Source organism: Pseudomonas sp. LBUM1673 (assembly GCF_059695645.1).
In genome coordinates, this window is record NZ_CP166780.1 from 1774080 (window position 1) to 1801063 (window position 26984).

27 protein-coding genes are annotated in these 26984 nt (G+C 59.5%); 25 read left to right on the plus strand and 2 right to left on the minus strand.

Annotated elements, in window-relative coordinates; all coding sequences use genetic code 11:
• Positions 1-80 precede the first annotated feature (80 nt).
• The 11 genes from pocA (at position 81) to ACA044_RS08070 (ending at position 9210) form a co-directional block, all read left to right on the plus strand.
• Positions 81-716 carry a flagellar polar localization protein PocA gene (pocA, locus tag ACA044_RS08020; protein ID WP_497445882.1) on the plus strand — a complete coding sequence of 212 codons (636 nt, stop codon included), beginning with the start codon at positions 81-83 and terminating at the stop codon, positions 714-716.
• Positions 713-1141, plus strand: coding sequence for a flagellar polar localization protein PocB (gene pocB / locus ACA044_RS08025; protein WP_008014393.1), 429 nt, complete (start codon positions 713-715; stop codon positions 1139-1141). Before pocA ends, pocB begins: the two co-directional genes overlap by 4 nt.
• Positions 1141-2151, plus strand: coding sequence for a tetraacyldisaccharide 4'-kinase (gene lpxK / locus ACA044_RS08030; protein ID WP_497445883.1), 1011 nt, complete (start codon positions 1141-1143; stop codon positions 2149-2151). The genes pocB and lpxK overlap by 1 nt, the downstream gene beginning before the upstream one ends.
• A gap of 25 nt (positions 2152-2176) precedes the next feature.
• Positions 2177-2362, plus strand: coding sequence for a Trm112 family protein (locus ACA044_RS08035; RefSeq protein WP_003179363.1), 186 nt, complete (start codon positions 2177-2179; stop codon positions 2360-2362).
• A complete protein-coding gene (kdsB, locus tag ACA044_RS08040; RefSeq protein ID WP_497445884.1) occupies positions 2359-3123 on the plus strand; it encodes a 3-deoxy-manno-octulosonate cytidylyltransferase in 765 nt (254 codons plus the stop codon). The genes ACA044_RS08035 and kdsB overlap by 4 nt, the downstream gene beginning before the upstream one ends.
• Positions 3123-3587: a low molecular weight protein-tyrosine-phosphatase gene (locus tag ACA044_RS08045; protein WP_497445885.1), complete on the plus strand. Its 465-nt coding sequence runs from the start codon at positions 3123-3125 to the stop codon at positions 3585-3587. The genes kdsB and ACA044_RS08045 overlap by 1 nt, the downstream gene beginning before the upstream one ends.
• The gene (gene murB, locus ACA044_RS08050) at positions 3584-4603 is read left to right on the plus strand and encodes a UDP-N-acetylmuramate dehydrogenase (RefSeq protein WP_497445886.1); all 1020 of its coding nucleotides are present in this window, start codon (positions 3584-3586) and stop codon (positions 4601-4603) included. The genes ACA044_RS08045 and murB overlap by 4 nt, the downstream gene beginning before the upstream one ends.
• A 245-nt stretch (positions 4604-4848) precedes the next feature.
• On the plus strand, positions 4849-5319 hold the full coding sequence (locus ACA044_RS08055) for a (2Fe-2S)-binding protein (protein ID WP_497445887.1): 471 nt from the start codon (positions 4849-4851) through the stop codon (positions 5317-5319).
• Positions 5316-7637 (plus strand): xanthine dehydrogenase family protein molybdopterin-binding subunit, encoded by a 2322-nt coding sequence (locus tag ACA044_RS08060; protein ID WP_497445888.1) that lies wholly within the window; start codon positions 5316-5318, stop codon positions 7635-7637. Before ACA044_RS08055 ends, ACA044_RS08060 begins: the two co-directional genes overlap by 4 nt.
• Positions 7637-8620: an XdhC family protein gene (locus ACA044_RS08065; protein WP_497445889.1), complete on the plus strand. Its 984-nt coding sequence runs from the start codon at positions 7637-7639 to the stop codon at positions 8618-8620. The genes ACA044_RS08060 and ACA044_RS08065 overlap by 1 nt, the downstream gene beginning before the upstream one ends.
• Complete coding sequence (locus ACA044_RS08070) at positions 8617-9210, plus strand: nucleotidyltransferase family protein (RefSeq protein WP_497445890.1); 594 nt, start codon at positions 8617-8619, stop codon at positions 9208-9210. The genes ACA044_RS08065 and ACA044_RS08070 overlap by 4 nt, the downstream gene beginning before the upstream one ends.
• A gap of 189 nt (positions 9211-9399) precedes the next feature.
• Here ACA044_RS08070 and rne read toward each other — a convergent pair whose 3' ends face one another.
• Positions 9400-12600 (minus strand): ribonuclease E, encoded by a 3201-nt coding sequence (rne, locus tag ACA044_RS08075; RefSeq protein WP_497445891.1) that lies wholly within the window; start codon positions 12598-12600, stop codon positions 9400-9402.
• 700 nt (positions 12601-13300) lie between these two features.
• On the opposite strand from rne, the gene rluC reads away from it, so the two are divergent.
• Genes rluC through sppA form a run of 3 tightly spaced genes read left to right on the plus strand, consistent with a single transcriptional unit; the run spans position 13301 to position 15928 of the window.
• Positions 13301-14263 carry a 23S rRNA pseudouridine(955/2504/2580) synthase RluC gene (rluC, locus tag ACA044_RS08080; RefSeq protein WP_497445892.1) on the plus strand — a complete coding sequence of 321 codons (963 nt, stop codon included), beginning with the start codon at positions 13301-13303 and terminating at the stop codon, positions 14261-14263.
• Positions 14250-14912, plus strand: a complete 663-nt coding sequence (locus tag ACA044_RS08085) for an HAD-IA family hydrolase (RefSeq protein ID WP_497445893.1) — start codon at positions 14250-14252, stop codon at positions 14910-14912. Before rluC ends, ACA044_RS08085 begins: the two co-directional genes overlap by 14 nt.
• Positions 14913-14938: 26 nt before the next feature.
• Positions 14939-15928 (plus strand): signal peptide peptidase SppA, encoded by a 990-nt coding sequence (sppA, locus tag ACA044_RS08090; RefSeq protein ID WP_497445894.1) that lies wholly within the window; start codon positions 14939-14941, stop codon positions 15926-15928.
• Between the two features lie 149 nt (positions 15929-16077).
• On the opposite strand, the gene ACA044_RS08095 is transcribed toward sppA, so the two are convergent.
• The gene (locus ACA044_RS08095) at positions 16078-16656 is read right to left on the minus strand and encodes a Maf family protein (protein ID WP_497445895.1); all 579 of its coding nucleotides are present in this window, start codon (positions 16654-16656) and stop codon (positions 16078-16080) included.
• 106 nt (positions 16657-16762) lie between these two features.
• On the opposite strand from ACA044_RS08095, the gene ACA044_RS08100 reads away from it, so the two are divergent.
• From ACA044_RS08100 to ACA044_RS08150, 11 genes are all read left to right on the plus strand, one after another.
• Positions 16763-17290 (plus strand): YceD family protein, encoded by a 528-nt coding sequence (locus ACA044_RS08100; RefSeq protein ID WP_004371317.1) that lies wholly within the window; start codon positions 16763-16765, stop codon positions 17288-17290.
• A gap of 13 nt (positions 17291-17303) precedes the next feature.
• Positions 17304-17486 (plus strand): 50S ribosomal protein L32, encoded by a 183-nt coding sequence (rpmF, locus tag ACA044_RS08105; RefSeq protein ID WP_003179396.1) that lies wholly within the window; start codon positions 17304-17306, stop codon positions 17484-17486.
• A gap of 3 nt (positions 17487-17489) precedes the next feature.
• The gene (gene plsX / locus ACA044_RS08110; protein ID WP_497445896.1) at positions 17490-18500 is read left to right on the plus strand and encodes a phosphate acyltransferase PlsX; all 1011 of its coding nucleotides are present in this window, start codon (positions 17490-17492) and stop codon (positions 18498-18500) included.
• 125 nt (positions 18501-18625) lie between these two features.
• Positions 18626-19564, plus strand: coding sequence for an ACP S-malonyltransferase (fabD, locus tag ACA044_RS08115; protein WP_497445897.1), 939 nt, complete (start codon positions 18626-18628; stop codon positions 19562-19564).
• Between the two features lie 16 nt (positions 19565-19580).
• Complete coding sequence (gene fabG / locus ACA044_RS08120; protein ID WP_497445898.1) at positions 19581-20324, plus strand: 3-oxoacyl-ACP reductase FabG; 744 nt, start codon at positions 19581-19583, stop codon at positions 20322-20324.
• Positions 20325-20515: 191 nt separating this feature from the next.
• Positions 20516-20752, plus strand: a complete 237-nt coding sequence (gene acpP, locus ACA044_RS08125; protein ID WP_003175607.1) for an acyl carrier protein — start codon at positions 20516-20518, stop codon at positions 20750-20752.
• 110 nt (positions 20753-20862) lie between these two features.
• Entirely contained in the window at positions 20863-22107 is a 1245-nt protein-coding gene (gene fabF / locus ACA044_RS08130) for a beta-ketoacyl-ACP synthase II (RefSeq protein WP_497445899.1), read from the plus strand.
• A complete protein-coding gene (gene pabC / locus ACA044_RS08135; RefSeq protein ID WP_497445900.1) occupies positions 22107-22922 on the plus strand; it encodes an aminodeoxychorismate lyase in 816 nt (271 codons plus the stop codon). Before fabF ends, pabC begins: the two co-directional genes overlap by 1 nt.
• Before the next feature lie 3 nt (positions 22923-22925).
• Positions 22926-24128: an endolytic transglycosylase MltG gene (gene mltG, locus ACA044_RS08140; RefSeq protein WP_497445901.1), complete on the plus strand. Its 1203-nt coding sequence runs from the start codon at positions 22926-22928 to the stop codon at positions 24126-24128.
• Positions 24129-24302: 174 nt separating this feature from the next.
• Positions 24303-24938 carry a dTMP kinase gene (gene tmk / locus ACA044_RS08145; RefSeq protein WP_497445902.1) on the plus strand — a complete coding sequence of 212 codons (636 nt, stop codon included), beginning with the start codon at positions 24303-24305 and terminating at the stop codon, positions 24936-24938.
• A gap of 11 nt (positions 24939-24949) precedes the next feature.
• Positions 24950-26971: a hypothetical protein gene (locus tag ACA044_RS08150; RefSeq protein ID WP_497445903.1), complete on the plus strand. Its 2022-nt coding sequence runs from the start codon at positions 24950-24952 to the stop codon at positions 26969-26971.
• The last annotated feature ends 13 nt before the right edge of the window (positions 26972-26984 follow it).

Below are 26984 nucleotides of genomic sequence, written 5' to 3' on the forward strand. Positions count from 1 at the left end.
CGACCGGATGCGACATCGCGGTCTTCGGTGCGTCCACCCCCTATGTTAGAGTGGCGCACTTTTTCGAGGGGACTGTCACTGTGTGGGAATTGGTCAAATCCGGCGGCTGGATGATGCTGCCGATCATTCTGAGTTCCATCGCGGCCATGGCGATCGTCGCCGAGCGTCTCTGGACCCTGCGCGCCAGCCGCGTGACCCCGCAGCACTTGCTCGGGCAAGTCTGGGTCTGGATCAAGGACAAGCAACTCAATAAAGAAAAACTCAAGGAACTGCGCGCCAACTCCCCGCTGGGTGAGATTCTGGCCGCCGGTCTGGCGAACTCCAGGCATGGTCGCGAGATCATGAAAGAGTGCATCGAAGAGGCCGCTGCGCGGGTGATTCATGAACTCGAACGCTACATCAATGCCCTGGGCACCATCGCCGCCATGGCTCCGTTGCTGGGGCTGCTGGGTACGGTGCTGGGCATGATCGATATTTTCAGTGCGTTCATGGGCACGGGCATGGGCACTAACGCCGCGGTGCTGGCCGGTGGTATTTCCAAGGCACTGATCACCACTGCCGCAGGCCTGATGGTCGGTATCCCGGCCGTGTTCTTCCACCGCTTCCTGCAACGCCGGATCGATGAACTGGTGGTGGGCATGGAGCAGGAAGCGATCAAGCTGGTGGAGGTAGTGCAGGGCGACCGCGACGTGGACCTGGCCGAGGGCAAAGCGTGAAATTCCGTCGTAAACCGCGGGAAACGGTAGACATCAACCTCGCGTCGCTGATCGACGTGGTGTTTATCCTGCTGCTGTTTTTCGTCGTGACCACCACCTTCACCCGTGAAACCCAGTTGCGCGTCGACCTGCCGGAAGCGGTCAGCGGTTCCCCGGCCGAAGACCAGCAGCTCAAGCAACTGGACATCGCCATCAGCGCGGAGGGGGTGTTCTCGGTCAACAACCAGTTGTTGCCGAAGAACGACCTGACCAGCCTGATGGAAGCGCTACAGAAAGAATCCAACGGCGACACCAACCTGCCGCTGTCGATCAGCGCCGATGGCAAGACCCCTCATCAGTCTGTCATCACTGCCATGGACGCTGCCGGCAAGCTCGGCTTCAGCCACTTGCGCATGACCACTGTCGAGGCGGCGCCGGCGTCCTGATGGCCATGTCCGACCGATTGCTCGCCGCGTGGTATGCCGGTCACCCGGCCTTGAAGCTTTTACAGCCGCTTGAGTGGTTGTATCGGCGTGTGGTCACCGGCAAGCGCAAGCGTTTTCTGGCCGGGGAGGGGGAGATCTACCAACCGCCGGTGCCGCTGATCGTGGTCGGCAACATCACGGTGGGCGGCACCGGCAAAACGCCGCTGATTCTGTGGATGATCCAGCATTGCCAGCGCAGCGGTCTGCGGGTCGGCGTGGTCAGCCGGGGTTATGGCGCCAAACCTGCGCAATTGCCGTGGCGGGTCGAGGCGGATCAACGCGCGGACGTGGCGGGCGATGAGCCGCTGTTGATCGTCCAGCGCACCGGCGTGCCGCTGATGATCGACCCGGACCGCAGCCGCGCGGTCAAAGCCTTGCTGGCGAGTGAGCCGCTGGACCTGATTCTCTCCGACGACGGCATGCAGCATTACCGGCTGGCCCGGGACCTGGAACTGGTGCTGATTGATGCCGCCCGTGGTCTGGGCAACCAGCGTTGCCTGCCTGCCGGGCCGTTGCGCGAACCAATCGAGCGTCTGCAAAGCGTCGATGCGGTGCTTTACAACGGTGCCACTGCCGACCGCACCGACGGTTTTGCCTTCCAGCTGCAACCCACGGCGCTGGTCAATCTGCACAGCGGCGAACGGCGTCCCCTCGACCACTTTCCTGCTGGCCAGGCCCTGCACGCCGTGGCCGGGATCGGCAATCCCCAGCGTTTCTTCACGACCCTCGAAACGCTACACTGGCGACCAGTCCCGCATGCATTTGCCGATCACGCCGAGTACAGCGTGCAAGCCTTGAATTTCACACCGTCATTGCCAGTGGTGATGACGGAAAAGGACGCGGTGAAGTGCCGTGCCTTCGCCGCCGCCGATTGGTGGTACCTGGCGGTCGATGCTGCGCCTTCGCCGGCCTTCGTGGCCTGGTTCGATACGCAGCTGATGCGCCTGTTGCCGGCTCGTCTTTTGCCTTAACTCCGTTTCTATCCAGGGAATGTTCATGGACACCAAATTGCTCGATATCCTCGCTTGCCCGGTCTGCAAAGGCCCGCTCAAGCTCAGCGCCGACAAAACCGAGCTGATCAGCAAGGGCGCCGGTCTCGCGTACCCGATTCGCGACGGCATCCCGGTGATGCTCGAAAGCGAAGCGCGCACCCTGACCACCGACGAGCGCCTGGACAAATGACTACAGCCTTTACCGTTGTCATCCCATCACGTTTTGCCTCCACCCGCCTGCCGGGCAAACCTCTGCTGCTGATCGCCGGCAAGCCGATGATCCAGCACGTCTGGGAACAGGCGAGCAAAAGCAGCGCCCAGCGAATTGTTGTGGCCACCGACGATGCGCGTATCGTCGAGGTCTGCAAAGGCTTTGGTGCCGAAGTGGTGCTGACCCGCGAAGACCACAATTCCGGCACTGACCGTCTGGCCGAAGTTGCGGCGAAACTGGGCCTGGCCCCGGACGCCATCGTGGTCAACGTGCAGGGCGACGAGCCGTTGATTCCGCCGAGCGTGATCGATCAGGTCGCCGCCAACCTGGCCGCCCACACCGAAGCGCGCATGGCCACGCTGGCCGAGCCGATCGAAGACGTGGAAACCCTGTTCAACCCCAACGTGGTCAAAGTGGTCAGCGACCTCAATGGCCTGGCACTGACCTTCAGTCGAGCCACCTTGCCATGGGCCCGGGACGCGTTCGCCAAGAGCCGCGAGCAATTGCCGGAAGGCGTGCCGTATCGCCGCCACATCGGCATCTATGCTTACCGCGCCGGTTTCCTGCAGGACTTCGTCACCTGGGGCCCGTGCTGGCTGGAAAACACCGAGTCTCTGGAACAGCTGCGGGCGCTCTGGCACGGCGTGCGGATTCACGTCGCCGACGCGCTGATCGCACCGCCTACCGGCGTCGACACCGTTGAAGACCTCGAGCGCGTTCGTCGCCTGCTGGAGGCCTGATGCGGGTTCTGTTCGTCTGCCTGGGCAACATCTGCCGTTCCCCCACGGCCGAAGGCGTATTGCGGCACAAACTGCGTGAGGCAGGGCTGGCCGAGCAAGTCGAAGTGGCTTCCGCCGGCACCGGTGACTGGCACGTCGGCAAGGCCCCGGACAAGCGCAGCCAGGCCGCGGCGAAACTGCGCGGCTACGACCTGTCCGCCCAGCGCGCCCAGCAGGTAACCCGCGCCGATTTCGCCACCTACGACCTGATTCTGGCGATGGACAACAGCAACCTGCGCCACCTCCAGGCGCTGCAACCGATCAAGGGCAAGGCCGAGCTGGACCTGTTCCTGCGTCGCTACCAGTCGCAAATCGATGAAGTGCCGGATCCTTATTACGACGGCGACCAGGGCTTCGAGCAGGTGCTGGACCTGATCGAGCGCGCCAGCGATCTGCTGGTGATCGAATTGAAGGGACGGTTATGAGTTTGCAGGTTCAACCCCGGGTTTCGCTCAAACCGTTCAACAGCTTTGGCGTGGACGTTCAGGCCCGGCTGTTTGCCGAGGCCCATAGCGATGCCGACGTGCGCGAAGCTCTGGCCTATGGGTTGGAGCATGATGTGCCCGTGCTGGTGATCGGCGGCGGCAGCAATTTGCTGCTGACCGCCGATATTCAGGCGCTGGTGTTGCGCATGGCCACTCGCGGGATTCGCGTACTGAGCGATGACGGTAACCAGGTGGTGATCGAGGCCGAGGCGGGTGAGCCTTGGCATCCGTTTGTGCAACACACACTGGCACAAGGGTTGTCGGGGCTGGAAAATCTCAGCCTGATTCCCGGCACCGTGGGCGCGGCGCCAATGCAGAACATCGGCGCTTACGGCGTCGAGATAAAAGACGTGTTTGCCGGCCTGACGGCCCTCGATCGCCAGACCGGTGAGCTGCGGGACTTCGCGCTGGCCGAGTGTAACTTCGCCTATCGCGACAGCCTGTTCAAACAGGAACCGGGGCGCTGGTTGATCCTGCGGGTGCGTTTCACCCTCACGCGCACCGCGCATCTGCATCTGGAATACGGCCCGGTTCGCCAGCGGCTGACGTCGCAGGGCATCGATCACCCGACGCCCACCGATGTCGGCCAGGCCATTTGCAGCATTCGCAATGAAAAGCTCCCGGACCCGGCGGTGCTCGGCAATGCCGGCAGCTTCTTCAAGAACCCCTTGGTGCCGGCGACACTGGTGGCGCAACTCAAGGAGCAATACCCGGAGCTGGTGGCCTACGCGCAACCCGACGGGCAAATGAAACTGGCGGCGGGTTGGCTGATCGAACGGGCCGGCTGGAAAGGCTTTCGCGACGGTGATGCCGGTGTGCATAAATTACAGGCGCTGGTGCTGGTCAACTACGGCGCCGCAACGGGTCTGCAATTGCTGAACCTGGCGCAACGCATTCAAAAAGACATTTCAGAACGTTTCCACGTCGACCTGGAAATGGAGCCCAATCGGTATTGAGGCTACGCTTTCAAGGCTGATTCCAAAGCCCTGCACAACCTCCATTGTGCAGGGCTTTTTTGTTAATGCTGGGTTAACTTAGCGACCTAACGATGTAAGCATTTGCTCCATCAAAGGCCCGGTGCAGACGTCGCCGTCCGCAGAAGAGAGCCTATTAGCCTGAGTCGATCTGCGTGTAGTAAACCGCCAACCCCAAGCGGCAGATTGCTCGACCCCATAACCTCTATCACTATGCGGGCGTGCCCATGATTACCCTGAAACTCAATGGTCAAGATCATCAACTCGATGTCACCGAGGACATGCCGCTGCTCTGGGCGATCCGTGACGTGGCGGGTTACAACGGCACCAAATTCGGCTGCGGCATGGGCCTGTGTGGTGCCTGCACCATTCATATCGACGGCGCGCCTGCGCGCAGTTGCATCACGCCAATCGGCTCAGTAGTTGGCCAGAGCGTCACCACCATCGACAACCTGCACGCCGACCCGGTTGGCAAAGTCGTCCAGCAAGCCTGGCTCGACAGCGCCGTGGCCCAGTGCGGTTATTGCCAGGGCGGGCAGATCATGTCGGCCACCGCGTTGCTGAAAACCAACCCGAACCCCAGCGACGAGCAGATAGAAGAGGCGATGGTCGGCAACATTTGCCGTTGCGGCACCTACAACCGGATCAAGACCGCCATCCGTCAGGCATCCACTCACCTGAAGGAGGTCAAGGCATGAGCCAGTTACCGAACGATTTTGCCCTGAGCAACCTCAGCCGCCGCGGTTTCCTCAAAGGCGTGGGCGCCACCAGTGCGCTGGTGCTGGCGGCAAGTTGGGGCTGGCAGGATGCGTTCGCCGCCGAAAAAGAGAAGAAGTTCGGCGCCGAGGGCATGCCCAACGGCTGGATCGATGACCCGAAGGTTTACGTCAGCATCGCCGCCGATGGCAGCGTGACCGTGGTCTGCAACCGCTCGGAAATGGGCCAGGGCGTGCGCACCAGCCTGACCATGGTGGTGGCCGATGAGCTGGACGCCGACTGGGCGCAGGTCAAAGTGCAACAGGCACCAGGCGACGAAGTGCGCTTTGGCAACCAGGACACCGATGGTTCGCGCAGCATGCGTCACTGGTACGAACCGATGCGCCGCTGCGGTGCTGCCGCGCGGACCATGCTTGAACAAGCCGCCGCCGAGCAGTGGAAAGTGCCGGTCAGCGAGTGCCGTGCGCAACTGCATAAAGTCATTCACCAGCCCACCGGTCGTGAACTGGGCTACGGCGCGTTGGCCGCAGCTGCCAGTGCGCTGGCGGTGCCGGCCCGCGACAGTCTGCGGCTCAAGCAGCCAGCGGAATTTCGCTACATCGGCAAAGAAGGCACCAAGGCTATCGACGGTGCGGACATCGTCAACGGCCGCGCGGTCTATGGCGCCGATGTGCATTTCGACGGCATGCTCTTCGCCACCATCGCGCGTCCAGCGGTCTACGGCGGCAAAGTCAAATCCTTCGATGCCAGCGCCGCGATGAAAGTCCCGGGGGTGATCAAGGTTCTGCAAGTCGAAAGCCGTCCATTGCCGTCCGAGTTTCAGCCTCTGGGCGGTGTGGCCGTGGTGGCCAGCAATACCTGGGCCGCGATCAAGGGCCGCGAAGCGTTGAAAATCGAGTGGGATGACGGCCCTCACGCCAGTTACGACTCGATCGCCTACCGCAAAGAGCTTGAGGCGGCGTCCCTCAACCCCGGCAAAGTGGTGCGCAATACCGGCAACATCGACCAGGCCATGAGCAGTGCCGACAGCACCCTCGAAGCCTCTTACTACTTGCCGCACCTGGCGCAATCGCCGATGGAGCCGATGGTCGCCATCGCCCGTTTCAAGGACGGCGTGTGCGAGGCCTGGGCACCAAGCCAGGCGCCGCAGGTCACCCGCGAACGGATTGGCGAACGCCTCGGCATTCCATTCGATAACGTCACGTTTAACGTCACCTTGCTCGGTGGCGGTTTCGGTCGCAAGTCCAAGCCAGACTTCATCATCGAAGCGGCAATCCTGGCCAAGGAGTTCCCGGGCAAGGCGGTGCGGGTGCAATGGACCCGTGAAGACGACATCCACAACTCCTATTTCCACACCGTGTCCGCCGAATACCTGAAGGCCAGCCTGAACAAGGACGGCCTGCCGTCTGGCTGGCTGCATCGCACGGTGGCGCCGAGTATCACCGCGCTGTTTGCGCCGGGCATGAACCATGAGGCGGCTTTCGAGCTGGGCATGGGCTTTACCAACATGGCTTACGCGATCCCCAACGTGCGCCTGGAAAACCCTGAAGCGACGGTCCACACGCGGGTCGGCTGGTATCGCTCGGTCTCGAACATTCCCCACGGCTTTGCGATTCAGAGCTTTGTCGATGAACTGGCCCATAAGGCCGGTCAGGATCCGCTCAAGTACCAGATCAAACTGCTCGGCCCGGACCGTCAGATCGATCCGCGCACCTTGAGTGAAGAGTGGAACTACGGTGAATCCCCCGAGCGTTACCCGATCGATACCGCGCGGATGCGCGCCGTGCTGGAAACTGCCGCCAAAGCGGCCGGTTGGGGGCGTGAGTTGCCCAAGGGCCGGGGCCTGGGCCTGGCGGTGCATTACAGCTTCGTCACTTATGTGGCGGCGGTGATCGAGGTCGAAGTCAAAGACGACGGCAGCTTGATCGTGCACAAGGCCGACATCGCCGTGGACTGCGGCCCGCAGATCAACCCCGAGCGGATTCGCTCGCAGTTTGAAGGTGCCTGCGTCATGGGCCTGGGCAATGCGGTGCTGGGGGAAATCAGCTTCAAGGACGGCAAGGTTCAGCAGGACAATTTCCACATGTACGAGGTGGCGCGCATGTCCCTGGCGCCGAAAGAAATCGCCGTGCACCTGGTCACCCCGCCGGGCAATGTGCCGTTGGGCGGTGTCGGTGAGCCGGGCGTGCCGCCGATTGCGCCAGCGCTGTGCAACGCGATCTTCGCCGCCACCGGCAAGCGCATCCGTAACCTGCCGGTGCGCTATCAGCTGCAAGGCTGGCAAAAGGCGCAAGCCTGATGGACAGCGTCGATCTGAACGTCCTGCGCAGCGTGCTGCAATGGCGCCGCGCCGGTCAGCGGGTGATGTTGTACAGCGTGGTCCAGACCTGGGGCACCGCGCCCCGAGCCCCTGGCGCCATGCTGGCCTTGCGTGAAGACGGCGTGGTGATTGGCTCGGTGTCCGGTGGCTGTGTCGAGGATGACCTGATTGCCCGGCTGCACGATGGCCGTATCCCCATCGATGGGCCGCCGGTGCAGTTGATTACCTATGGCGTCACCCGCGAGGAAGCCGCACGGTTTGGTTTGCCGTGCGGCGGCACACTGCGCCTGACCGAGGAGCGCGTTGGCGATCCGGCGTGGGTCGCGCAATTGCTGGTGCGCTGCGAGGCCCATGAAATCGTTGCGCGTGAGCTGAACCTGGAGACCGGTGATGTGGTTTTGCAGGCGGCGAGCAAAACCGATGCGCTGGTGTTTGACGGGCAGACCTTGCGCGCCATTTATGGTCCGCGCTGGCGGCTGTTGCTGATCGGCGCCGGCCAACTGTCGCGATACGTTGCCGAGATGGCGCGGCTGCTGGATTTCGAAGTGCTGATCTGCGATCCGCGCACCGAGTTCGTCTACGGCTGGGAAGAGCAACATGGTCGCTTCGTCCCGGGCATGCCCGATGAAGCGGTGCTGACCATCCAGACCGACGAGCGCACAGCCATTGTTGCGCTGACCCACGATCCACGCCTGGATGATATGGCGCTGCTCACGGCCCTGGACTCCAAGGCGTTTTATGTCGGTGCGCTGGGGTCGCGGGTCAACAGCCAGAAGCGCCGGGACAACCTGGCTCAGCTAGGCTTGTCACAACAGGCCATCGAGCGTTTGCACGGCCCGATCGGTTTGCACATCGGCAGCCATACACCGGCGGAAATCGCCTTGTCGCTGCTGGCCGAAATTGTGGCGATCAAGAACGGCGTCGAGCTGAAACAGGAGAGGCCGTTGCAGGAGGGCGTATGAGCGACTCCATCGGCGTTATCGTGGTGGCCGCCGGGCAGGGCAGTCGGTTTCGACAGGTGGCGGGTGCCGATAAGGACAAGCTGCTGGCGGACTGCACCGGTCGTGACGGCGTCACCGTGCATTCAGTGATCGAGCAGGTGCTGGTGAATCTGCCGGCCGTGCTTGAGAGGCGCGTGCTGGTGACCACGGCGGACCGCCCGCAAGTCATTCGCATGGCTCAGGCTTATGGTTGCGAGATTGTGCGGATCGAATCGAGCGGCCTGGGCGACAGCATTGCGGCGGGTGTGGCGACGTGCTCGCAGCTCGGTGGTTGGCTGATCATGCTGGGGGATATGCCGTTTATCCTGCCGGCCAGCATTGAGCAGGTCGTTGCCGCCATTGCGGAGGACGCCATCAGCGTGCCGGTGCATGAGGGGCAATATGGGCATCCGGTGGGGTTCGGGCGAAGCTTTGGTCCGGGATTGATGGCGCTGACCGGCGATCATGGCGCCAAGTCGCTGTTTGCACAGGCGAGGGTGGTCGAGGTGGCGGTGGAAGATCCCGGGGTGTTGTGGGATGTGGATGTTCCAGAGAAATTAGTGTTTGCCTGACATACCGTCTTCGCGGGCAAGCCTCGCTCCTACAGGATCTATGTCGTTCGTAGATGCTGTGATCGGCGCAAAACCTGTAGGAGCGAGGCTTGCCCGCGAAGAACGATAACTCGGTCCACCTGCCTGACCGTCGACATAAAAAAAGCCCCGCCTGAATCACCAGGCGGGGCTTTTTAGTGGCCGATGGAATCAGACGAGGGGTTTAGGCTCGTGCTCTTTTTCCTGGGCTTGCTCGTGTTGCTCTACCGCTTCCTGAACGGAGCGCGGTGCTTCGTCGATCACGGATTCAGCCGGCTCGGCAGGGACTTCAGCAGCCGGGGCAGGAGCTGCCTCGACAACGTCAGCAACAACCGGTGCTGGCTCGGCAGCGGCCGGAGCAGCAGCGGCAGCCTGTTCGGCTTCCTTCTGCAGGCGCTCGGCTTCACGCTTGCGGCGACGCACTTCACGTGGGTCGTTCGGCGCACGGCCACTTGGGGTCAGAGCGCTGACTGGGGCGGCTTCAACCACTGGGGCGGCTTCGGCAACAACCGATGCTTCCACCTCCGGAGCAGGTTCGGCAGCAGCAACCACTGGCTCGGAGACCATGGCTTCAGCAACCGGGGCTTCAGCGACGGGCGCTGGAGCTTCGACCGCTACGGGTGGCTCGGCAACCCAGTTGAACGCGGTTTGTTCTTCGCGAACTTCCCGTGCCGGTTCAGCCACTGGCGCTTCAGCCACAGGCTCAGCGGATACAGCAGGCTCGGAAGCACCGGCCGATTCAGCGCCAGCTTCAACTTCAACTTCAGGCTGTGCTTTACGAACCGGTGCCACTTCGATTTCCGGAGCGGCGGTGACTTCTACCGGGGTGGTCGCTTCAACCACTGGTGCTTCAACCGGAGCAGTTTCCAGAGTAGCGGCAGTGGCGCGTTCGGCTTGCTCGTTGGCTTGTGCTTCAGCAGGTGCGCTGATCACGGAGCTGGCAACGGCAGCGGTAACCGCCAGGCCGGCGGCCAGATCGGCAGTGCTTGGCGCTTCGGCGTTTTCAGCCGATTCGGACTCTTCCGAACCTTCGATCACGTTGCCGTTGGCATCGCGCTGACGCTCACGACGGTTGCTGCGACGACGCTGGCCACGGGAGCGGCGGCGTGGACGATCGCCTTCGGCGCCTTCCTGACCGTCTTCCTGCAGTTGCTCTTCGTTGGTTGGCAGTTCTTCTTCGGCAATGGCGGCAGCGGCTTGCTCGGTACGTGGCTGACGTTCTTCACGCGGTGGGCGTGGAGCACGTTCTTCACGTGGCTGGCGAGCTGGACGCTCTTCAGCGGTAGCAGCAGCAGCTGGAGCGGCGTCCAGAGGCTCGCGCAGTTCACGAACCGGGCGTTCTTCACGCTCGCCACGTGGCTTGCGATCTTCACGCGGGGCGCGCGGAGCACGTTCTTCACGAGGGGCGCGTGGTGCGCGCTCTTCACGCGGAGCACGTTCTTCGCGGGCGACTGCCGGAGCTTCTTCGCGGGCTTCGCGCGGCTCACGTGGGGCGCGTTCTTCACGCGGAGCACGTTCCTCACGAGGCTTGCGTTCTTCATCGCGGCGACCGTTACGGTTTCGGCTCTGCTGACGACCGTTGCGGCGCTCTTCGTTGCGAGCAGGGCGTTCGGTGGCTGGTTTTTCAACCACAACCGGCGCAGCAGGCTCTTCCTTGGTCGCGAACAGGCTGACCAGCGACTTCACCAGGCCTTTGAACAGGCTTGGCTCTGGTGCGACGGCCGGTGCAGCCACCGGAGCGGCAACGACTTCGGTCGGAACCGGAGCATTGGCGCGGGCCGGAGCCGTCTTGACCGCGGCTTCCTGGCGGACCAGGGTGCGGGTCGCGGCGGCTGGCTGGACTTCTTCGACTTCGGCAGCGGCGGCAGCGATTTCGTAGCTGGACTGGTTGATGCTGGCTTCCGGGCTGTCATCACGCAGGCGCTGTACTTCGAAGTGCGGCGTTTCGAGGTGATCGTTCGGCAGAATGACGATGCGGGCACGGGTGCGCAGTTCGATCTTGGTGATCGAGTTGCGTTTTTCGTTGAGCAGGAACGCAGCCACCGGGATCGGCACTTGTGCGCGAACTTCAGCGGTGCGGTCTTTCAGGGCTTCTTCTTCGATCAGACGCAGGATCGCCAGCGACAGCGATTCAACGTCACGGATGATGCCGGTGCCGTTGCAGCGCGGGCAGACGATGCCGCTGCTTTCGCCCAGGGAAGGACGCAGGCGCTGACGGGACATTTCCAGCAGGCCGAAGCGCGAGATGCGACCGACTTGCACGCGAGCGCGGTCGGCTTCCAGGCATTCGCGGACTTTCTCTTCCACGGCGCGCTGGTTCTTGGCAGGGGTCATGTCGATGAAGTCGATGACGATCAGGCCGCCGATGTCGCGCAAGCGCAACTGACGGGCGATTTCTTCGGCGGCTTCAAGGTTGGTCTGCAGAGCGGTTTCTTCGATGTCGCTGCCTTTGGTGGCGCGCGCCGAGTTGATGTCGATGGACACCAGGGCTTCGGTCGGATCGATGACGATGGAGCCGCCGGAAGGCAGTTCGACGACGCGCTGGAAGGCGGTTTCGATCTGGCTTTCGATCTGGAAACGGTTGAACAGCGGAACGCTGTCTTCGTACAGCTTGATCTTGCTGGCGTACTGCGGCATCACCTGGCGAATGAAGGTCAGGGCTTCGTCCTGGGCTTCAACGCTGTCGATCAGCACTTCGCCGATGTCCTGGCGCAGGTAATCGCGGATGGCGCGGATGATCACGTTGCTTTCCTGGTAGATCAGGAACGGCGCGGAGCGATCCAGCGAGGCTTCTTTGATGGCGGTCCAGAGTTGCAGCAGGTAATCGAGGTCCCACTGCATTTCTTCGCTGCTGCGGCCAAGGCCGGCAGTGCGAACGATCAGACCCATGTCGGCTGGTGCAACCAGGCCGTTCAGGGCTTCACGCAGTTCGTTGCGCTCTTCACCTTCGATGCGACGGGAGATACCGCCGGCACGCGGGTTGTTCGGCATCAGAACCAGATAACGACCGGCCAGGCTGATGAAGGTGGTCAGGGCGGCGCCCTTGTTGCCACGTTCTTCTTTTTCGACCTGAACGATGACTTCCTGGCCTTCGCTCAGGACGTCCTTGATGTTGACGCGGCCTTCGGGGGCCTTCTTGAAGTATTCGCGGGAGATTTCTTTGAGGGGCAGGAAGCCGTGGCGCTCAGAGCCGAAATCGACAAAGGCAGCCTCAAGGCTTGGTTCGATGCGAGTAATCCGGCCTTTATAGATGTTGGCCTTCTTCTGCTCGCGTGCACCGGATTCGATGTCCAGGTCGTAGAGGCGCTGGCCATCTACCAGTGCAACACGCAACTCTTCGGGTTGAGTTGCGTTAATCAGCATTCTTTTCATGTAGTACCGTCGGTTTCCGGGCTGCCGGAAACGGCGTTCGGCACACACGACTTCTCATGGTCGGTGTCAGGTGCGTCAGGAGTGGTTGGCCACTCCAGTGTCTAGCGAACCCCGACCAATTGGGCCGGTGTCGCGACGTACGCGTCCTGCTTGCTGTGGCTACTTAAGCACTCAGTCAGGAGGAGGAATCAACCGGCGGCTGTGGACGAGATGAAGCGTCTTGATAAAGCCTATTGCTACACAGTCCAGCGGTTGTGCATCTCCACCCTACACGTATCCCTGATAATTCGGGTGCTGCCGCGCGCAGAATCCGCAGCGGGTTGGCATTTACCGTGAGCTCCGAAAGGGGAGGTCACGCATCATGGCTAATTTAGGCGTTGTTTCCGAAGCGTTCGCTCGGGATCGCTTGTAGCTGACTGCACTTTGTGAACTGGCCGTGAATATTTGCTCGCAAGGCGAGTGAAAACTCTGCTTTGCGGCATGCTTCAGGCCTCATGTCACCTGCGCTCGTTACAACTGCAAACTCTACCGTTACGTAGCGAAAGCCCCGTAGGACGGCCTCTCGTCCTCGTGAATTGCGTTGGTCAGGGCCGGTTTTTGACCGTTAGTCCGCTGTCCAGGCCACTTTTGGCGGCGTTCGCGACTATAGCAGCAATGATTAAGTGCTTCAATTCCATAAAAAATTGTTATCATCCGCGCCATGACGACTACTGCCCCTTCGACCCCAGCCGTACAACTGCTGGAGGTCTCGCCGGAATATGCCGGCCAACGTATTGATAACTTCCTTCTCGCTCGGCTCAAAGGCGTGCCCAAGACCTTGATTTACCGCATTTTGCGCAAAGGCGAAGTGCGGGTGAACAAAGGTCGGATCAAGCCCGAATACAAGCTGCAGGCGGGCGATATCGTGCGCGTGCCGCCGGTTCGCGTGCCTGAGCGCGACGAACCCGTGCCGCTGGCCCAAGGGCTGCTGCAGCGGCTCGAAGCCTCGATTGTCTTCGAGGACAAGGCGTTGATCGTGATCAATAAGCCTTGCGGTATCGCGGTTCACGGTGGCAGCGGCTTGAATTACGGCGTGATCGAAGCCTTTCGTCAGTTGCGTCCGGATTGCAAGGAGCTCGAACTGGTTCATCGTCTCGATCGTGATACCTCCGGCCTGCTGATGATTGCCAAAAAGCGCAGCATGTTGCGCCACTTGCACACGGCATTGCGCGGCGATGGCGTCGATAAGCGCTATATGGCGCTGGTGCGCGGCAACTGGGCGGCCTCGATCAAGCAAGTCCGTGCGTCGCTGGGCAAGAGCAATCTGCGCTCCGGCGAGCGCATGGTCGAGGTGGACGAGGAGGAGGGCAAGGAGTCTGTGACCGTGTTCAAGGTCCTGCGTCGTTTTGGCGACTTCGCCACCCTGATCGAAGCCAAGCCGATCACGGGTCGTACTCACCAGATTCGCGTCCATACTCTGCATGCGGGACATTGCATCGCTGGTGATACCAAGTACGGCGATGAGGGTTTTAGCAAAGAGATTCGTGATCTCGGCGGCAAGCGTCTGTTTCTGCACGCCTACATGCTGACTGTTCCACTGCCTGATGGTAGTGAGCTCAAGTTGCAGGCGCCGGTCGACGAGATGTGGGCCAAAACCGTGGAGCGCTTGAGTGCACCCTACTGATTACAAGCTACTGATTTTCGATTGGGACGGCACGCTCGCTGACTCCATTGGTCGGATTGTCGAGGCGATGCATGTCGCATCCGAGCGGTCCGGTTTTCAGTTGCGTGATGATTTTGCCGTCAAAGGCATTATCGGTCTGGGCTTGCCGGAAGCGATTCGCACCCTGTATCCCGAGATTGGCGACGCCGAACTGGTAGCATTCCGTCAGCACTATGCGGATCACTACATTGCGGCGGAGGCCGAGCCTTCCCCACTGTTTGAGGGGGTTATCGAGTCTCTCGAAGCGTTTCGTGTCGAGGGGTATCATCTGGCAGTAGCGACCGGCAAGGCTCGTCGTGGGCTGGATCGGGTGCTGAAGTCTCACGGTTGGGAAGATTATTTCGATATCACCCGTGCCGCTGACGAAACCGCCAGCAAACCCCATCCGCTGATGCTTGAGCAGATTCTCGCCCATTGCGAGGTTCGCCCGGAGCAGGCGCTGATGGTCGGAGATTCGTCGTTCGACCTGCAGATGGCGCGTAATGCGGGCATGGATTCGGTGGCGGTCAGCTATGGCGCTCAATCGATCGACGCCTTGAAGCTATTTGGGCCGAGACTGGCCATTGATCGTTTTTCAGAGTTGCACGCCTGGCTGAGTCAGCGGGTTTAATTGGTTTTTTTGCTGGGGTACATGGCATGACCGACGAATGGAAAGCGCCCGCCAAGGCGAGTGCGGAAAGCGGTGACGAGAAAAGCTGGAAGCTGCTGGAAAAGACCCTGCTGGCCGGTGTGCAGGAGCAGCGTCGGTCCCGTCGCTGGGGGATTTTCTTCAAACTGCTGACCTTTGTGTATCTGTTTGTTGCATTGATCCTGTTCACGCCATTGATGGACGTGGAAAAAGGCGCCACGCGCGGTTCCGGTTACACGGCGATGATCGACGTGACCGGCATGATCGCCGACAAGGAGCCGGCGAGTGCCGATAACATCGTCGGCGGCCTGCGTGCAGCCTTCGAGGATAAGAAGGTCAAAGGGATCATCTTGCGGATCAACAGCCCCGGCGGCAGTCCGGTGCAGTCGGGTTATGTCTACGACGAGATCCGTCGTTTGCGCGTCCTGCATCCGGATACCAAGGTTTACGCGGTGATCTCGGATCTGGGCGCTTCCGGTGCCTATTACATCGCTAGCGCAGCGGATCAGATTTACGCTGACAAGGCGAGTCTGGTGGGTTCCATCGGCGTGACAGCGGCCGGTTACGGTTTTGTCGGGACCATGGAGAAGTTGGGTGTCGAGCGTCGTACCTACACCTCCGGCGAGCATAAATCGTTCCTCGATCCGTTCCAGCCGCAGAAGCCTGCGGAAACCCAGTTCTGGCAGGGCGTGCTCGATACCACTCATCAGCAGTTCATCAGCAGCGTCAAGAAGGGCCGTGGTGATCGCCTCAAGGACAAAGAGCATCCGGAGCTGTTCTCCGGGCTGGTCTGGTCCGGCGAACAGGCGTTGTCGCTGGGCTTGATCGATGGTCTGGGTAGTGCCAGTTCGGTGGCGCGTGACGTGGTTGGCGAGAAAGAGTTGGTGGATTTCACTATCGAGGAATCGCCGTTCGATCGCTTCTCGAAGAAGCTCGGCGCCAGCGTGGCTCAACAACTGGCGATGTGGATGGGCTTCCAGGGGCCGGCGTTGCGTTGATTCTTCTGGTTGCATAAAGAAACCGGCCTGCGTGGCCTGATGCCGGTCAGTCAAGCGCAATCCCGCAGGTTTCGCTCCTTAACTGATCAGCATTACCTGCGTGGCCGGTTTTTTTTGTGTGGGCGCGGTCTCTGCTGCATAGGTGCGGTTCAGGGGATTTGCACGCCTTCGGCCAGTAGCATGTCGACCAGGCGAATCAGTGGCAGGCCGATCAGGCTGGTGGCGTCAGGGCCTTCGGTGCTTTGAAACAGACTCACTCCCAAGCCTTCGGCTTTGAAACTGCCTGCGCAGTCGAAGGGCTGCTCGGCGCGCAGGTAACGTTCGATGTGTGCTGCGTCAAGTGCGCGCATGTGTACGGTAAATGGCACGCAGTCGACCTGGCAGTGGCCGGTCTGGCTGTTGAGCAGTGCCAGGCCGGTCAGGAAGGTCACGCTGGCGCCGCTGGATGCCAGTAGTTGTTCGCGGGCCTTTTCGAAGGTGTGAGGTTTGCCGATAATCCGGTCGCCGAGTACCGCGACCTGATCCGAACCGATGATCAGGTGGGCGGGATGGCTGCCCGCAAGGGCGCGAGCTTTTTCTTCGGCGAGGCGATTTACCAGTGCGATGGCTGACTCGTCCGGGCGATGGCTTTCATCGATATCCGGCGAGCTGCAAGTAAACGGCAGCTGCAAGCGGGCCAGCAGTTCCCGGCGATAAACCGAGCTTGAAGCGAGTAATAAAGGCAGCATGCGCATCTCCAAAGGGCAGGGGCGAATTCTAGCGGAGGCTTGCAAGTGACGGACAGGGCTGAATTTCCTTTGACATGGCCGGGGGCATCCCTATAATGCTGCGCCTATGTTGAATGACCCGATTCCACCTCACGTTGACCCGCGCAAATTGGCTGACCGTGGCACCACCCTTCAAGGTGAACTGCTGCTGGCCGATTTGGAGAGACTCTGCGACCCGCTTTCCGATACTGTCGGTACGGTGCAGGCTAAATTCGTTTTTGAACGAGATGAACGTAAATCTGTGGTAATTCACAGCTTTATCGACACCGAAGTCAAAATGGTTTGCCAGCGTTGTCTTGAGCTGGTCACCCTGCCGATCCATAGCGAATGCAGTTATGCTGTGGTGAAGGAGGGTGCGAATACCCAGTCGTTGCCGAAAGGTTATGACGTGCTGGAACTGGGCGAAGATCCTTTGGATCTGCAGTCACTGATCGAGGAGGAGCTTCTGCTCGCCTTGCCCATTGTGCCTGCTCATCATCCGGAAGAATGCCAGCAGCCGGCGGGTCTCGATGAGCCCGAACCGAGCGAGGACGAGGTAACGCGGTCCAACCCGTTCAGTGTATTGGCGCAGTTAAAGCGTGACCCAAACGTTTAGGAGTTAATCAATTATGGCTGTTCAGCAGAACAAAAAATCCCGCTCTGCCCGTGACATGCGTCGTTCGCACGACGCTCTCGAGGCTAGCACCCTGTCTGTAGAAAAAACCACCGGTGAAGTTCACCTGCGTCACCACGTATCGCCAGAAGGCGTATACCGTGGTCGTAAAGTGATCGACAAGGGCGCTGACGAGTAATCCTTGTCCGCTCAAGTCATCGCGATTGACGCAATGGGCGGGGACTTCGGTCCCCGCAGCATTGTTCAGGCCAGCCTTGCTTGTCTGTCTGCTACGCCCTCGCTGCACCTGACCCTCGTCGGTCAACCTTCCCTTCTTGAAGAATTGATTGCCAGTCATTCGGCTGTGGATCGCTCGCGCCTGTCGATTGCACCGGCGTCTGAAGTCATCACCATGGACGAAAAGCCTGCTCAGGCCCTGCGTGGCAAGCCTGATTCGTCGATGCGCGTGGCGCTGGAGTTGCTGCGCGATGGCAAGGCCCAGGCCTGCGTCAGTGCCGGCAATACAGGTGCTCTGATGGCGTTGTCGCGGTTTGTGCTGAAGACCTTGCCGGGCATTGATCGGCCGGCGATGATCGCGGCCATTCCGACGCAGAAGGGCTACTGTCAGTTGCTCGACTTGGGCGCCAACGTCGATTGTAGTGCTGAACACTTATTGCAGTTTGCAGTGATGGGGTCGGTTGCGGCAGAAACCTTGGGTATCGTTCGTCCGCGGGTCGCGTTGCTGAATATCGGTACCGAAGACATCAAGGGTAATCAGCAGGTCAAGCTGGCGGCCACCTTGTTGCAGAGTGCCCGTGGCATCAACTACATCGGTTTTGTCGAAGGTGATGGTTTGTACCGTGGCGAGGCGGATGTGGTGGTGTGTGACGGCTTTGTCGGCAATATCCTGCTCAAGTCCAGCGAAGGCCTGGCGACCATGATTGCCGGGCGCATCGAGGCCCTGTTCAGGAAAAATTTCGCGTCGAAAGTGGTGGGCGCCCTGGCGCTGCCGCTGATGAAACGCTTGCAGGCCGATCTGGCGCCGGCAAGGCACAACGGCGCAAGTTTCCTCGGTTTGCAGGGGATTGTCGTGAAAAGTCACGGTTCGGCGGGGGTTCAGGGTTTCCAGAGCGCGATTCAGCGAGCCTTGATCCAGATCAGGGAAAACTTGCCGGAGCGGCTTCACGGGCGCCTGGAAGATTTGTTGCCTTAGGCGTTTTCGTCGGACAATGCTTAAATGTGACCGCTCAGTTCAATTGGCCATCCAACTGTCAGTTTCTTGCGTTCCACAAGCGGGACGTCAATTTTTCGACGACAAGATCATTAGGGGCTTGTTACATGTCTGCTTCCCTCGCATTCGTCTTTCCAGGACAGGGTTCGCAGTCCCTCGGCATGCTGGCCGAGTTGGGCGCGCAACATCCGGTGGTCCTCGAAACATTCAAAGAAGCTTCCGATGCCCTGGGTTACGACCTGTGGGCACTGACCCAGCAAGGGCCGGAAGAGCAACTCAATCAAACCGATAAAACCCAACCGGCCATTTTGACCGCCTCCATCGCCTTGTGGCGTCTGTGGCTGGCTGAAGGCGGCGCGCGTCCGGCTTACGTTGCCGGTCACAGCCTGGGCGAATACAGCGCCCTGGTGGCTGCGGGCAGCCTGAGCCTGGGCGACGCGGTGAAGCTGGTAGAGCGTCGTGGCCAGTTAATGCAGGAGGCCGTTCCGGCCGGGCAGGGCGGCATGGCCGCTATCCTCGGCCTGGAAGATGCCGACGTGCTGGCGGCCTGCGCAGAAGCGGCGCAAGGCGAAGTGGTCAGCGCGGTCAACTTCAACTCCCCGGGTCAGGTGGTGATCGCCGGCGCCAAGGCGGCGGTCGAACGCGCCATCGAAGGCTGCAAGGCTCGTGGTGCCAAGCGCGCCATGCCGTTGCCAGTCAGCGTACCGTCCCACTGCGAATTGATGCGCCCAGCCGCTCTGCGGTTCGCCGAGTCGATCGCAGCGATCGACTGGCAGGCGCCGCAGATCCCTGTGGTACAAAACGTCAGTGCCGACGTGCCGGCCGATCTGGAAACCCTCAAGCGCGATCTGCTTGAACAGCTCTACAAGCCTGTACGCTGGGTCGAGTCGGTCCAGGCGCTGGCTGCAAAGGGTGCGACCCAACTGGTCGAGTGCGGCCCTGGCAAAGTACTTGCCGGTCTGAACAAACGTTGCGCCGAAGGCGTGTCGACCTCTAACCTCAATACCCCAGACGCTTTCGCTGCCGCCCGCGCAGCGCTGGCCTGAACAAGGAGAAGCTTGCATGAGTCTGCAAGGTAAAGTTGCACTGGTCACCGGCGCCAGCCGTGGTATCGGCCAGGCTATCGCCCTGGAGCTGGGCCGTCAGGGTGCCATCGTTGTTGGTACCGCGACGTCCGCCTCGGGTGCCGAGCGTATCGCCGCTACCCTGAAAGAAAACGGTATTCAGGGCACCGGCCTGGAACTCAATGTCACCAGCGACGAGTCCGTAGCGGCCGTGCTGTCGAGCATTCAGGAGCAGTTCGGTGCGCCGGCGATCCTGGTCAATAATGCCGGTATCACCCGCGATAACCTGATGATGCGCATGAAAGATGACGAATGGCATGACGTCGTCGATACCAACCTGAACAGTCTGTTTCGCCTGTCCAAGGGCGTTTTGCGCGGCATGACCAAGGCTCGTTGGGGACGAATTATCAGTATTGGCTCGGTTGTGGGTGCCATGGGCAACGCAGGCCAAGTAAACTACGCTGCCGCCAAGGCCGGTCTGGAAGGTTTCAGCCGAGCACTGGCGCGTGAAGTCGGTTCGCGTTCGATTACGGTAAACTCGGTGGCCCCAGGGTTCATCGACACCGATATGACCCGCGAACTGCCGGAAGCGCAGCGCGAAAGCCTGGTGACGCAGATTCCGCTGGGTCGTCTGGGGCAAGCTCAAGAGATCGCGTCTGTGGTCGCTTTTCTTGCATCCGACGGTGCGGCTTACGTTACTGGGGCTACAATCCCGGTGAACGGCGGGATGTACATGAGTTAAATGTGACGGATTGCTTCAAAAAAATGTCATACGAGCTGTCTAAAATCCGTTATAAAGCTGCAATCTATTTATAGTCAGAGGGCCGCAGGGTTTGAGGAGTGAAGCTTTCAGTTGAAAAGCTGAAAAGTCTTTCTATACACTTACCCACTGGCCAGCTGCCTGAATTTGTCCATTAGGAGTGAAAACAAGGTATGAGCACCATCGAAGAGCGCGTCAAGAAAATCGTTGCTGAGCAACTGGGCGTTAAAGAAGAAGAAGTGGTCAACACTGCTTCCTTCGTTGAAGACCTGGGTGCCGACTCCCTTGACACTGTTGAGCTGGTGATGGCTCTGGAAGAGGAATTCGAGACCGAAATCCCTGACGAAGAAGCCGAGAAGATCACTACTGTACAAGCAGCAATCGACTACGTTACCAGCCACCAGGCGTAATAGTTTTTAGTCGTCGCTCGCTGTCATGGAAAAACCGCACTGCCATCATGGCGTGCGGTTTTTTCTTTAGGCCTGATGCAAAGTCGTCATTTGAAAAAAAGGAGAGTGCTGTGTCGCGTAGACGCGTCGTAGTCACCGGTATGGGTATGTTGTCGCCACTGGGCACGGATGTGCCGAGCAGCTGGCAGGGCATTCTGGCTGGCCGCAGTGGCATTGGTCTGATCGAACACACCGACCTTTCTGCCTATTCCACCCGTTTTGGCGGCTCGGTAAAGGGCTTCAATGTCGAGGAATACCTGTCGGTCAAGGAAGCTCGCAAACTCGACCTGTTCATTCAATATGGTCTGGCTGCAGGTTTTCAGGCCGTGCGTAACGCAGGTCTTGAGGTTACCGACGCCAACCGCGAGCGCATCGGCGTGGCCATGGGTTCGGGTATTGGCGGTCTGACCAATATCGAAGAAACCAGCCGCACGCTGCATGATTCCGGCCCGCGACGGATTTCTCCGTTTTTCGTGCCTGGCTCGATCATCAATATGATTTCCGGTTTCCTGTCCATTCACTTGGGTGCACAGGGGCCTAACTACGCCATCGCCACGGCGTGTACCACCGGTACGCACTGCATCGGCATGGCGGCACGCAACATCATGTACGACGAAGCCGACGTAATGATCGCCGGTGGCGCCGAGATGGCCGCGTGCGGGCTGGGCATGGGCGGCTTCGGTGCCTCCCGCGCATTGTCGACCCGCAACGATGAGCCGACCCGTGCCAGCCGTCCATGGGACAAGGGTCGTGATGGCTTCGTGCTGTCCGATGGCGCCGGCGCACTGGTTCTCGAAGAACTGGAACACGCCAAGGCTCGCGGCGCGACCATCTACGCCGAGCTGATCGGTTTCGGCACCAGTGGCGATGCTTACCACATGACCTCGCCACCGGCCGATGGCGCGGGTGCTGCGCGTTGCATCACCAATGCCTTGCGCGATGCGAAGATCAATTGCGATCAGGTTCAGTACATCAATGCCCACGGCACTTCGACCTCGGCTGGCGATCTCGCCGAAGCCTGTGCGATCAAATCCGTGTTCGGCGATCACGCCTACAAGCTGGCGGTCAGCTCGACCAAGTCCATGACCGGCCACCTGCTGGGTGCGGCAGGCGCGGTCGAGGCGATTTTCAGCGTTCTGGCAATCAACAGCCAGGTAGCCCCGCCGACCATCAACCTCGATGAGCCGGACGAAGGCTGCGACCTCGACTTCGTACCCCACACCGCGCGAGGCATGGATATCGATGTGGTGCTGTCCAACTCCTTCGGATTTGGCGGTACCAATGGCTCGCTGGTGTTCCGCCGGTTCGCTGACTGATGGACAGCTGGGTCGACGGTCAACCGGCTGACGCTTTGTCGCTGAAGGATCGCGGCCTGGCTTACGGTGATGGTCTGTTCGAGACCATCGCAGTCAAGGGCGGGCAGCCGCTGCTGCTGGACCGACATCTGTCGCGTCTGGTGGAGGGTTGTTCGCGCCTGGCGATTGCCGCCGATCATGAACTGATCCGCGCGGAGCTGCTGGCCTATGCTGCCGCGCTGGGCGAGGGCGTGCTCAAACTTATCCTCACCCGCGGCGACAGCTTGCGTGGTTACGCTCCCGATCCTTCGGCTCAGGCTCGACGCATTCTGCAAGGCAATCCTCCTGCGGCTTATCCGGCTGTTCATGCGGAGCAGGGCGTTCGTCTATTCCCCTGCTCGACACGGCTGTCCAAACAACCATTGCTCGCCGGGCTCAAGCACCTGAATCGCCTGGAGCAGGTTATCGCCCGTTCCGAATGGCAGGACACCGAGCATGCCGAAGGCTTGATGCTGGATCAGGTCGGGCGGGTGATCGAAGGTGTATTCAGCAATTTGTTTCTGGTGCGCGATGGCGTGCTGGTGACCGCCAACCTCAAGCGCTGTGGCGTGGCGGGCGTGATGCGTGCCGAATTATTGTTTCAAGCCGAGTCATTGGGGATTCCCACACAAGTCACCGACATTACCCTCGAGCAGCTGCAATGGGCTGATGAGGTCTTTGTCTGCAACAGCGTGTATGGCGTTTGGCCGGTGCGCGCCTATGCCGCACTGAGCTGGCCGGTTGGGCCGCTCACCCGTAAACTCCAAACCATTGCCCGTGCGCTACTGGATGCTTGATTCGTGAGACGTAAATTCTTGCTGCTGCTGGAAACCGGACTGGTTCTGGCGGGGCTGCTGTCGGGTGCTAGTGCCTGGAAAATTCATTCTGCGCTGGAACAACCGCTGAACATCGCCCAGGAAGAGCTGCTGGAGGTGCCCAAAGGCACTACGCCGAACCGCACTTTCCTTCGACTTGAAACCGATGGTGTCATCAAGGACGCTTTCTGGTTGCGCGTGTATTGGCGCTTCAATCTGGCAGGGCAACCGCTGCACAGCGGCGAATACCGTATGGTGCCCGGTATGACAGTCAACGGGCTGATCGATCTGTGGAAACGCGGGGAAATGGTGCAGTACAGCCTGACGCTGGTTGAAGGCTGGAATTTTCATCAGGTTCGCGCAGCCCTGGCCAAGGACGAAAAACTCGAGCAGACCCTCAACGGTCTGAGCGACAGCCAAGTGATGGACAAGCTCGGGCACAGCGGGATTTTTCCTGAAGGACGATTCTTCCCCGACACGTATCGTTTCGTGCGTGGCATGACCGACGCCGATCTGCTCAAGAAAGCTTATGACCGCCTCGACGAGGTCCTCGCCAAGGAATGGATCCAGCGCGCTGCCGACGTCCCCTACACTGAGCCCTACCAGGCTCTGATCATGGCCTCACTGGTGGAAAAGGAAACCGGTGTGCCGCAGGAACGTGGGCAGATCGCCGGCGTGTTCGTGCGTCGCATGGAGATGGGCATGCTGTTGCAGACCGATCCGACCGTGATCTATGGTCTGGGCGATCGTTACAGCGGCAAATTGACCCGCGCTCATCTCAAGGAACCGACGCCGTATAACACTTACATGATTGCTGGTCTGCCGCCGACGCCGATTGCGATGGTGGGCCGCGAAGCGATCCATGCGGCGTTGAATCCGGCGGGCGGCAACAGCCTGTATTTTGTCGCGCGCGGTGATGGCAGCCATGTGTTCTCCGATGATCTGGATGCCCACAATAATGCGGTGCGCGAGTTCCAGATCAATCGACGTGCCGATTACCGTTCCAGCCCGGCGCCGGCTATCACGCCGCAAACAGAGGATACCCAGGCGCCAATCCCGGCGGCTTCGCCTGATACGGCGCCCGAAGACATGTCTCCAGTAGCGCCGCAAGACTCCGTGCAAGATCCCGTACAAGACCCTGCGCCAGCACCCGAAGCGGATGCGCCCGCGCCGCAAAGCCCGCAATGACTCTGACTAAGGACTGCCTGTGACTGGCTTGTTTATTACCCTGGAAGGCCCGGAAGGTGCCTTACATCGCTATTAGATTTTATGTCAACCTTGACAGTTACATCGCTCCTCCCCAATATGTAAACCATTAGGAGTGCTAAGAAAAGTACCCAAAAGCTGATGGGGAGTGGAGTGATGGGCAAGGGCTGCATGATCGTATGCGACGGGAACAATGGTGCGGGTAAGACCACCGTCATCCGGGAGATCGAGAAACAGTTGCTGGCTGCCGGGAAAAATGTCCTGGTTACCCGCGAACCCGGCGGTACCCCGATCGGCGAAAAAATTCGGGAAGTGGTATTAAGCCCCGAGACCCCAGAGCTTTGTCCAACCACCGAACTGATGCTGTTCGCTGCTGCTCGTGCGCAACATCTCAAAGAAAAGATCTGCCCTGCGATCGACGCGGGGACGATCGTCGTCTGTGACCGCTTCACTCCAGCCACCATTGCGTTCCAGCACTATGGTCGTGGCATCCCCCTTGATCTGGTGCGCACCATCAACGATCTCGCGTTGGATGGATTTTCTCCTGATCTGAACATCATCTTGGACGTTGACCCTGTCATTGGTATGGCACGAGTCACTTCGAGGGGAGAGGGGCTTGACCGTATGGAGCAGGAAAAACTCGATTTCTTGGTGCGGGCACGAGACGGATTTCTTGTTCAAGCGCAAGAGAGTCCAGAGGATTTTACGGTTGTGGACTCCTCACAGCCTCTTGAGGACGTGATCGCCCAGGTTAGCCTGGCAGTGCAGGCGTTATTGAATAAAATCGGCTGAGGCGGGCTCCCATGCGCTATCTGCAGATGAACCATGAAGTCACAGCCGTGATTTCGCTGGATGGTAACTCGATCCCCTGTACTTACCTGAAGCACTCACTATTTTCGTTTTCCAATCATTTGTGTGCCGGCTTTCACTACGTATTCACGAAGTATGTTCCCGAGCGCTCATATTCCAAGGGCTATGGCATCAGGACGGCAATCAATCGGTTTCTTGATTTCGTCGTCGAGCACAGCGGTCAAAGTCATCCGGAATTGCATATTGTTTCGTTTGAGCGGATGGGGGCAGAGGAATACCGTTCGTTTGAACAATACCTCCAACGCAACAACCTCTCTACTGACCTTGCGGTTCGTCTAAAAGGCGCCTTGGTCAATACGGCTAAATCCTTCAACGATGGCATGCCGCTGCTGACGTTGCCGCTCATCGCAGCACCTGTGTCAGTACCAAGGGAGCCGTTGAGTGAGACAGCGTACGAGCAGTTAACGGCTTTCTTGAAAGACTACATCGATAAGCTACGGGTCAAGCTCGAATTCAGAAATACGGTCGAGCAAGGCGTGCCTTACGAAAAGTATGAGGTGCGAGAATTTTGCAGGGAGCTTGCTGAACCTCCCACCGAGAAGAACACGAATCAGGAGTGCAATAAAGCCGCCCATCGCCCAATCGCTTGGACAATTGATCCTGTGCGAGCGTTGGCGACGTTGCTGCAGTACGGCCATCCTTTTTACGTACCGCTCAAGAGTTTCACTGCGCGCTACGACGATGCGCTGAGCAAAGCTTTAAGTTCTACCGGTCGAGAACCAGTCGACTTCGTGTATTCGGTTTGTCGAGAACGCGGAGCACTCAGACAGTTCTCTCCAGACTCCATCGAGTTTGAAGATCTTTTAAGCCTGTACTATCCAACTCTGACCGACCAAGTGGCGATTGCAGTTTTTTTAACGCTGCAAACAGGTTGGAACAAAGAAACAGTTTTGGCTTTAAACAAGGATAAATATCAGCACGTCCTGACCACTTCGATTACGAGTAAAAAGCTACTCATCGTTTCTGAGAAACAAAAGTCGCAGAGCAATAAGTTACCCTATTTTAGTCCAAAACAATTTTCTGCATTCACTGATAAGGCTGATAAGTACTCAAGCTATAACCTTATTCAATTAGCCAAGGCGCTATCCGAACCTCTTGGTAAGCAACCTCGTGACGCACACACACCAAATCCCAGAAAACCGGCAAACCCCCTTTTTCTGGGCATTCGAAGTGTGCGCGGGTGGATGAATGAATCGGAAAAGCATCCTGGTAGAATTGTTTCGCTTACAACCCAGGCAGGATGGAATGACGCCGTCAGAGAGTTGTTAAACGCAGCAAATATTATTGATTTGGGAAACCGCCTGGAGTCGGCTGAGGATATTGAGGGAAGGCTGCGGGTTACCTGGATTCAATACGTCAGGAACAACCGTGGGCACCCTCTGAGCTTGATTGCGCTAGCGCAAGGCCATAGCGAGGTCGAAACGACTGATGTCAGTTATGACAGCTCAGGAGCTGCAATGGCTCGTCGCCGTGTGAGGCTACGCGCTGCTCAAGAGGAACTGATGGATATGTTTCGTAATGGTGAGTTTCAAGGCCTGCTCGCGAATCATAACTTCGACGTAGTCAAAGTCTCCCAATTTCGGCTCTTTACGATTCCAGGTCATGAGAAGCCGCTGTGGGCTTGCATGGATTCGAATAATCCAACATATCCAGGAGTTATTCCGATTAAAGATGCGCGCTGCTCAAGGATTGAAAAATGCCTATTTTGCAGCCAAATCTATATTTTGGAAGATTCGTTGCCCTACTTAATGGAGCGGTTAGCTCTGTTGCAGCGCAATGCCGAGCGTAATCCTGACTTCGATCCGGATGCCAATGCAGAGATGACGATCATTCAATATGTACTGGACAGCTGGGGGGATCAGGAGGCATTGAAGACCGCTCGTGGCTACTTGCGCCGTTACGATGCGCTTTTACCTGTGGACATGCGTTCCTTGCGTATTTTCTTCGAAGATTAAATGAGGATTGAAG

Bases quoted from the DNA above. Each gene is read 5' to 3' on its own strand.
- lpxK (WP_497445883.1), top strand. From the start codon at position 1,141: ATGGCCATGTCCGACCGATTGCTCGCCGCGTGGTATGCCGGTCACCCG.
- ACA044_RS08035 (WP_003179363.1), top strand. From the start codon at position 2,177: ATGGACACCAAATTGCTCGATATCCTCGCTTGCCCGGTCTGCAAAGGC.
- kdsB (WP_497445884.1), top strand. From the start codon at position 2,359: ATGACTACAGCCTTTACCGTTGTCATCCCATCACGTTTTGCCTCCACC.
- ACA044_RS08045 (WP_497445885.1), top strand. From the start codon at position 3,123: ATGCGGGTTCTGTTCGTCTGCCTGGGCAACATCTGCCGTTCCCCCACG.
- murB (WP_497445886.1), top strand. From the start codon at position 3,584: ATGAGTTTGCAGGTTCAACCCCGGGTTTCGCTCAAACCGTTCAACAGC.
- ACA044_RS08055 (WP_497445887.1), top strand. From the start codon at position 4,849: ATGATTACCCTGAAACTCAATGGTCAAGATCATCAACTCGATGTCACC.
- ACA044_RS08060 (WP_497445888.1), top strand. From the start codon at position 5,316: ATGAGCCAGTTACCGAACGATTTTGCCCTGAGCAACCTCAGCCGCCGC.
- ACA044_RS08065 (WP_497445889.1), top strand. From the start codon at position 7,637: ATGGACAGCGTCGATCTGAACGTCCTGCGCAGCGTGCTGCAATGGCGC.
- ACA044_RS08070 (WP_497445890.1), top strand. From the start codon at position 8,617: ATGAGCGACTCCATCGGCGTTATCGTGGTGGCCGCCGGGCAGGGCAGT.
- rne (WP_497445891.1), bottom strand. From the start codon at position 12,600: ATGAAAAGAATGCTGATTAACGCAACTCAACCCGAAGAGTTGCGTGTT.
- rluC (WP_497445892.1), top strand. From the start codon at position 13,301: ATGACGACTACTGCCCCTTCGACCCCAGCCGTACAACTGCTGGAGGTC.
- sppA (WP_497445894.1), top strand. From the start codon at position 14,939: ATGACCGACGAATGGAAAGCGCCCGCCAAGGCGAGTGCGGAAAGCGGT.
- ACA044_RS08095 (WP_497445895.1), bottom strand. From the start codon at position 16,656: ATGCTGCCTTTATTACTCGCTTCAAGCTCGGTTTATCGCCGGGAACTG.
- ACA044_RS08100 (WP_004371317.1), top strand. From the start codon at position 16,763: ATGTTGAATGACCCGATTCCACCTCACGTTGACCCGCGCAAATTGGCT.
- rpmF (WP_003179396.1), top strand. From the start codon at position 17,304: ATGGCTGTTCAGCAGAACAAAAAATCCCGCTCTGCCCGTGACATGCGT.
- fabD (WP_497445897.1), top strand. From the start codon at position 18,626: ATGTCTGCTTCCCTCGCATTCGTCTTTCCAGGACAGGGTTCGCAGTCC.
- fabG (WP_497445898.1), top strand. From the start codon at position 19,581: ATGAGTCTGCAAGGTAAAGTTGCACTGGTCACCGGCGCCAGCCGTGGT.
- acpP (WP_003175607.1), top strand. From the start codon at position 20,516: ATGAGCACCATCGAAGAGCGCGTCAAGAAAATCGTTGCTGAGCAACTG.
- pabC (WP_497445900.1), top strand. From the start codon at position 22,107: ATGGACAGCTGGGTCGACGGTCAACCGGCTGACGCTTTGTCGCTGAAG.
- tmk (WP_497445902.1), top strand. From the start codon at position 24,303: ATGGGCAAGGGCTGCATGATCGTATGCGACGGGAACAATGGTGCGGGT.
- ACA044_RS08150 (WP_497445903.1), top strand. From the start codon at position 24,950: ATGCGCTATCTGCAGATGAACCATGAAGTCACAGCCGTGATTTCGCTG.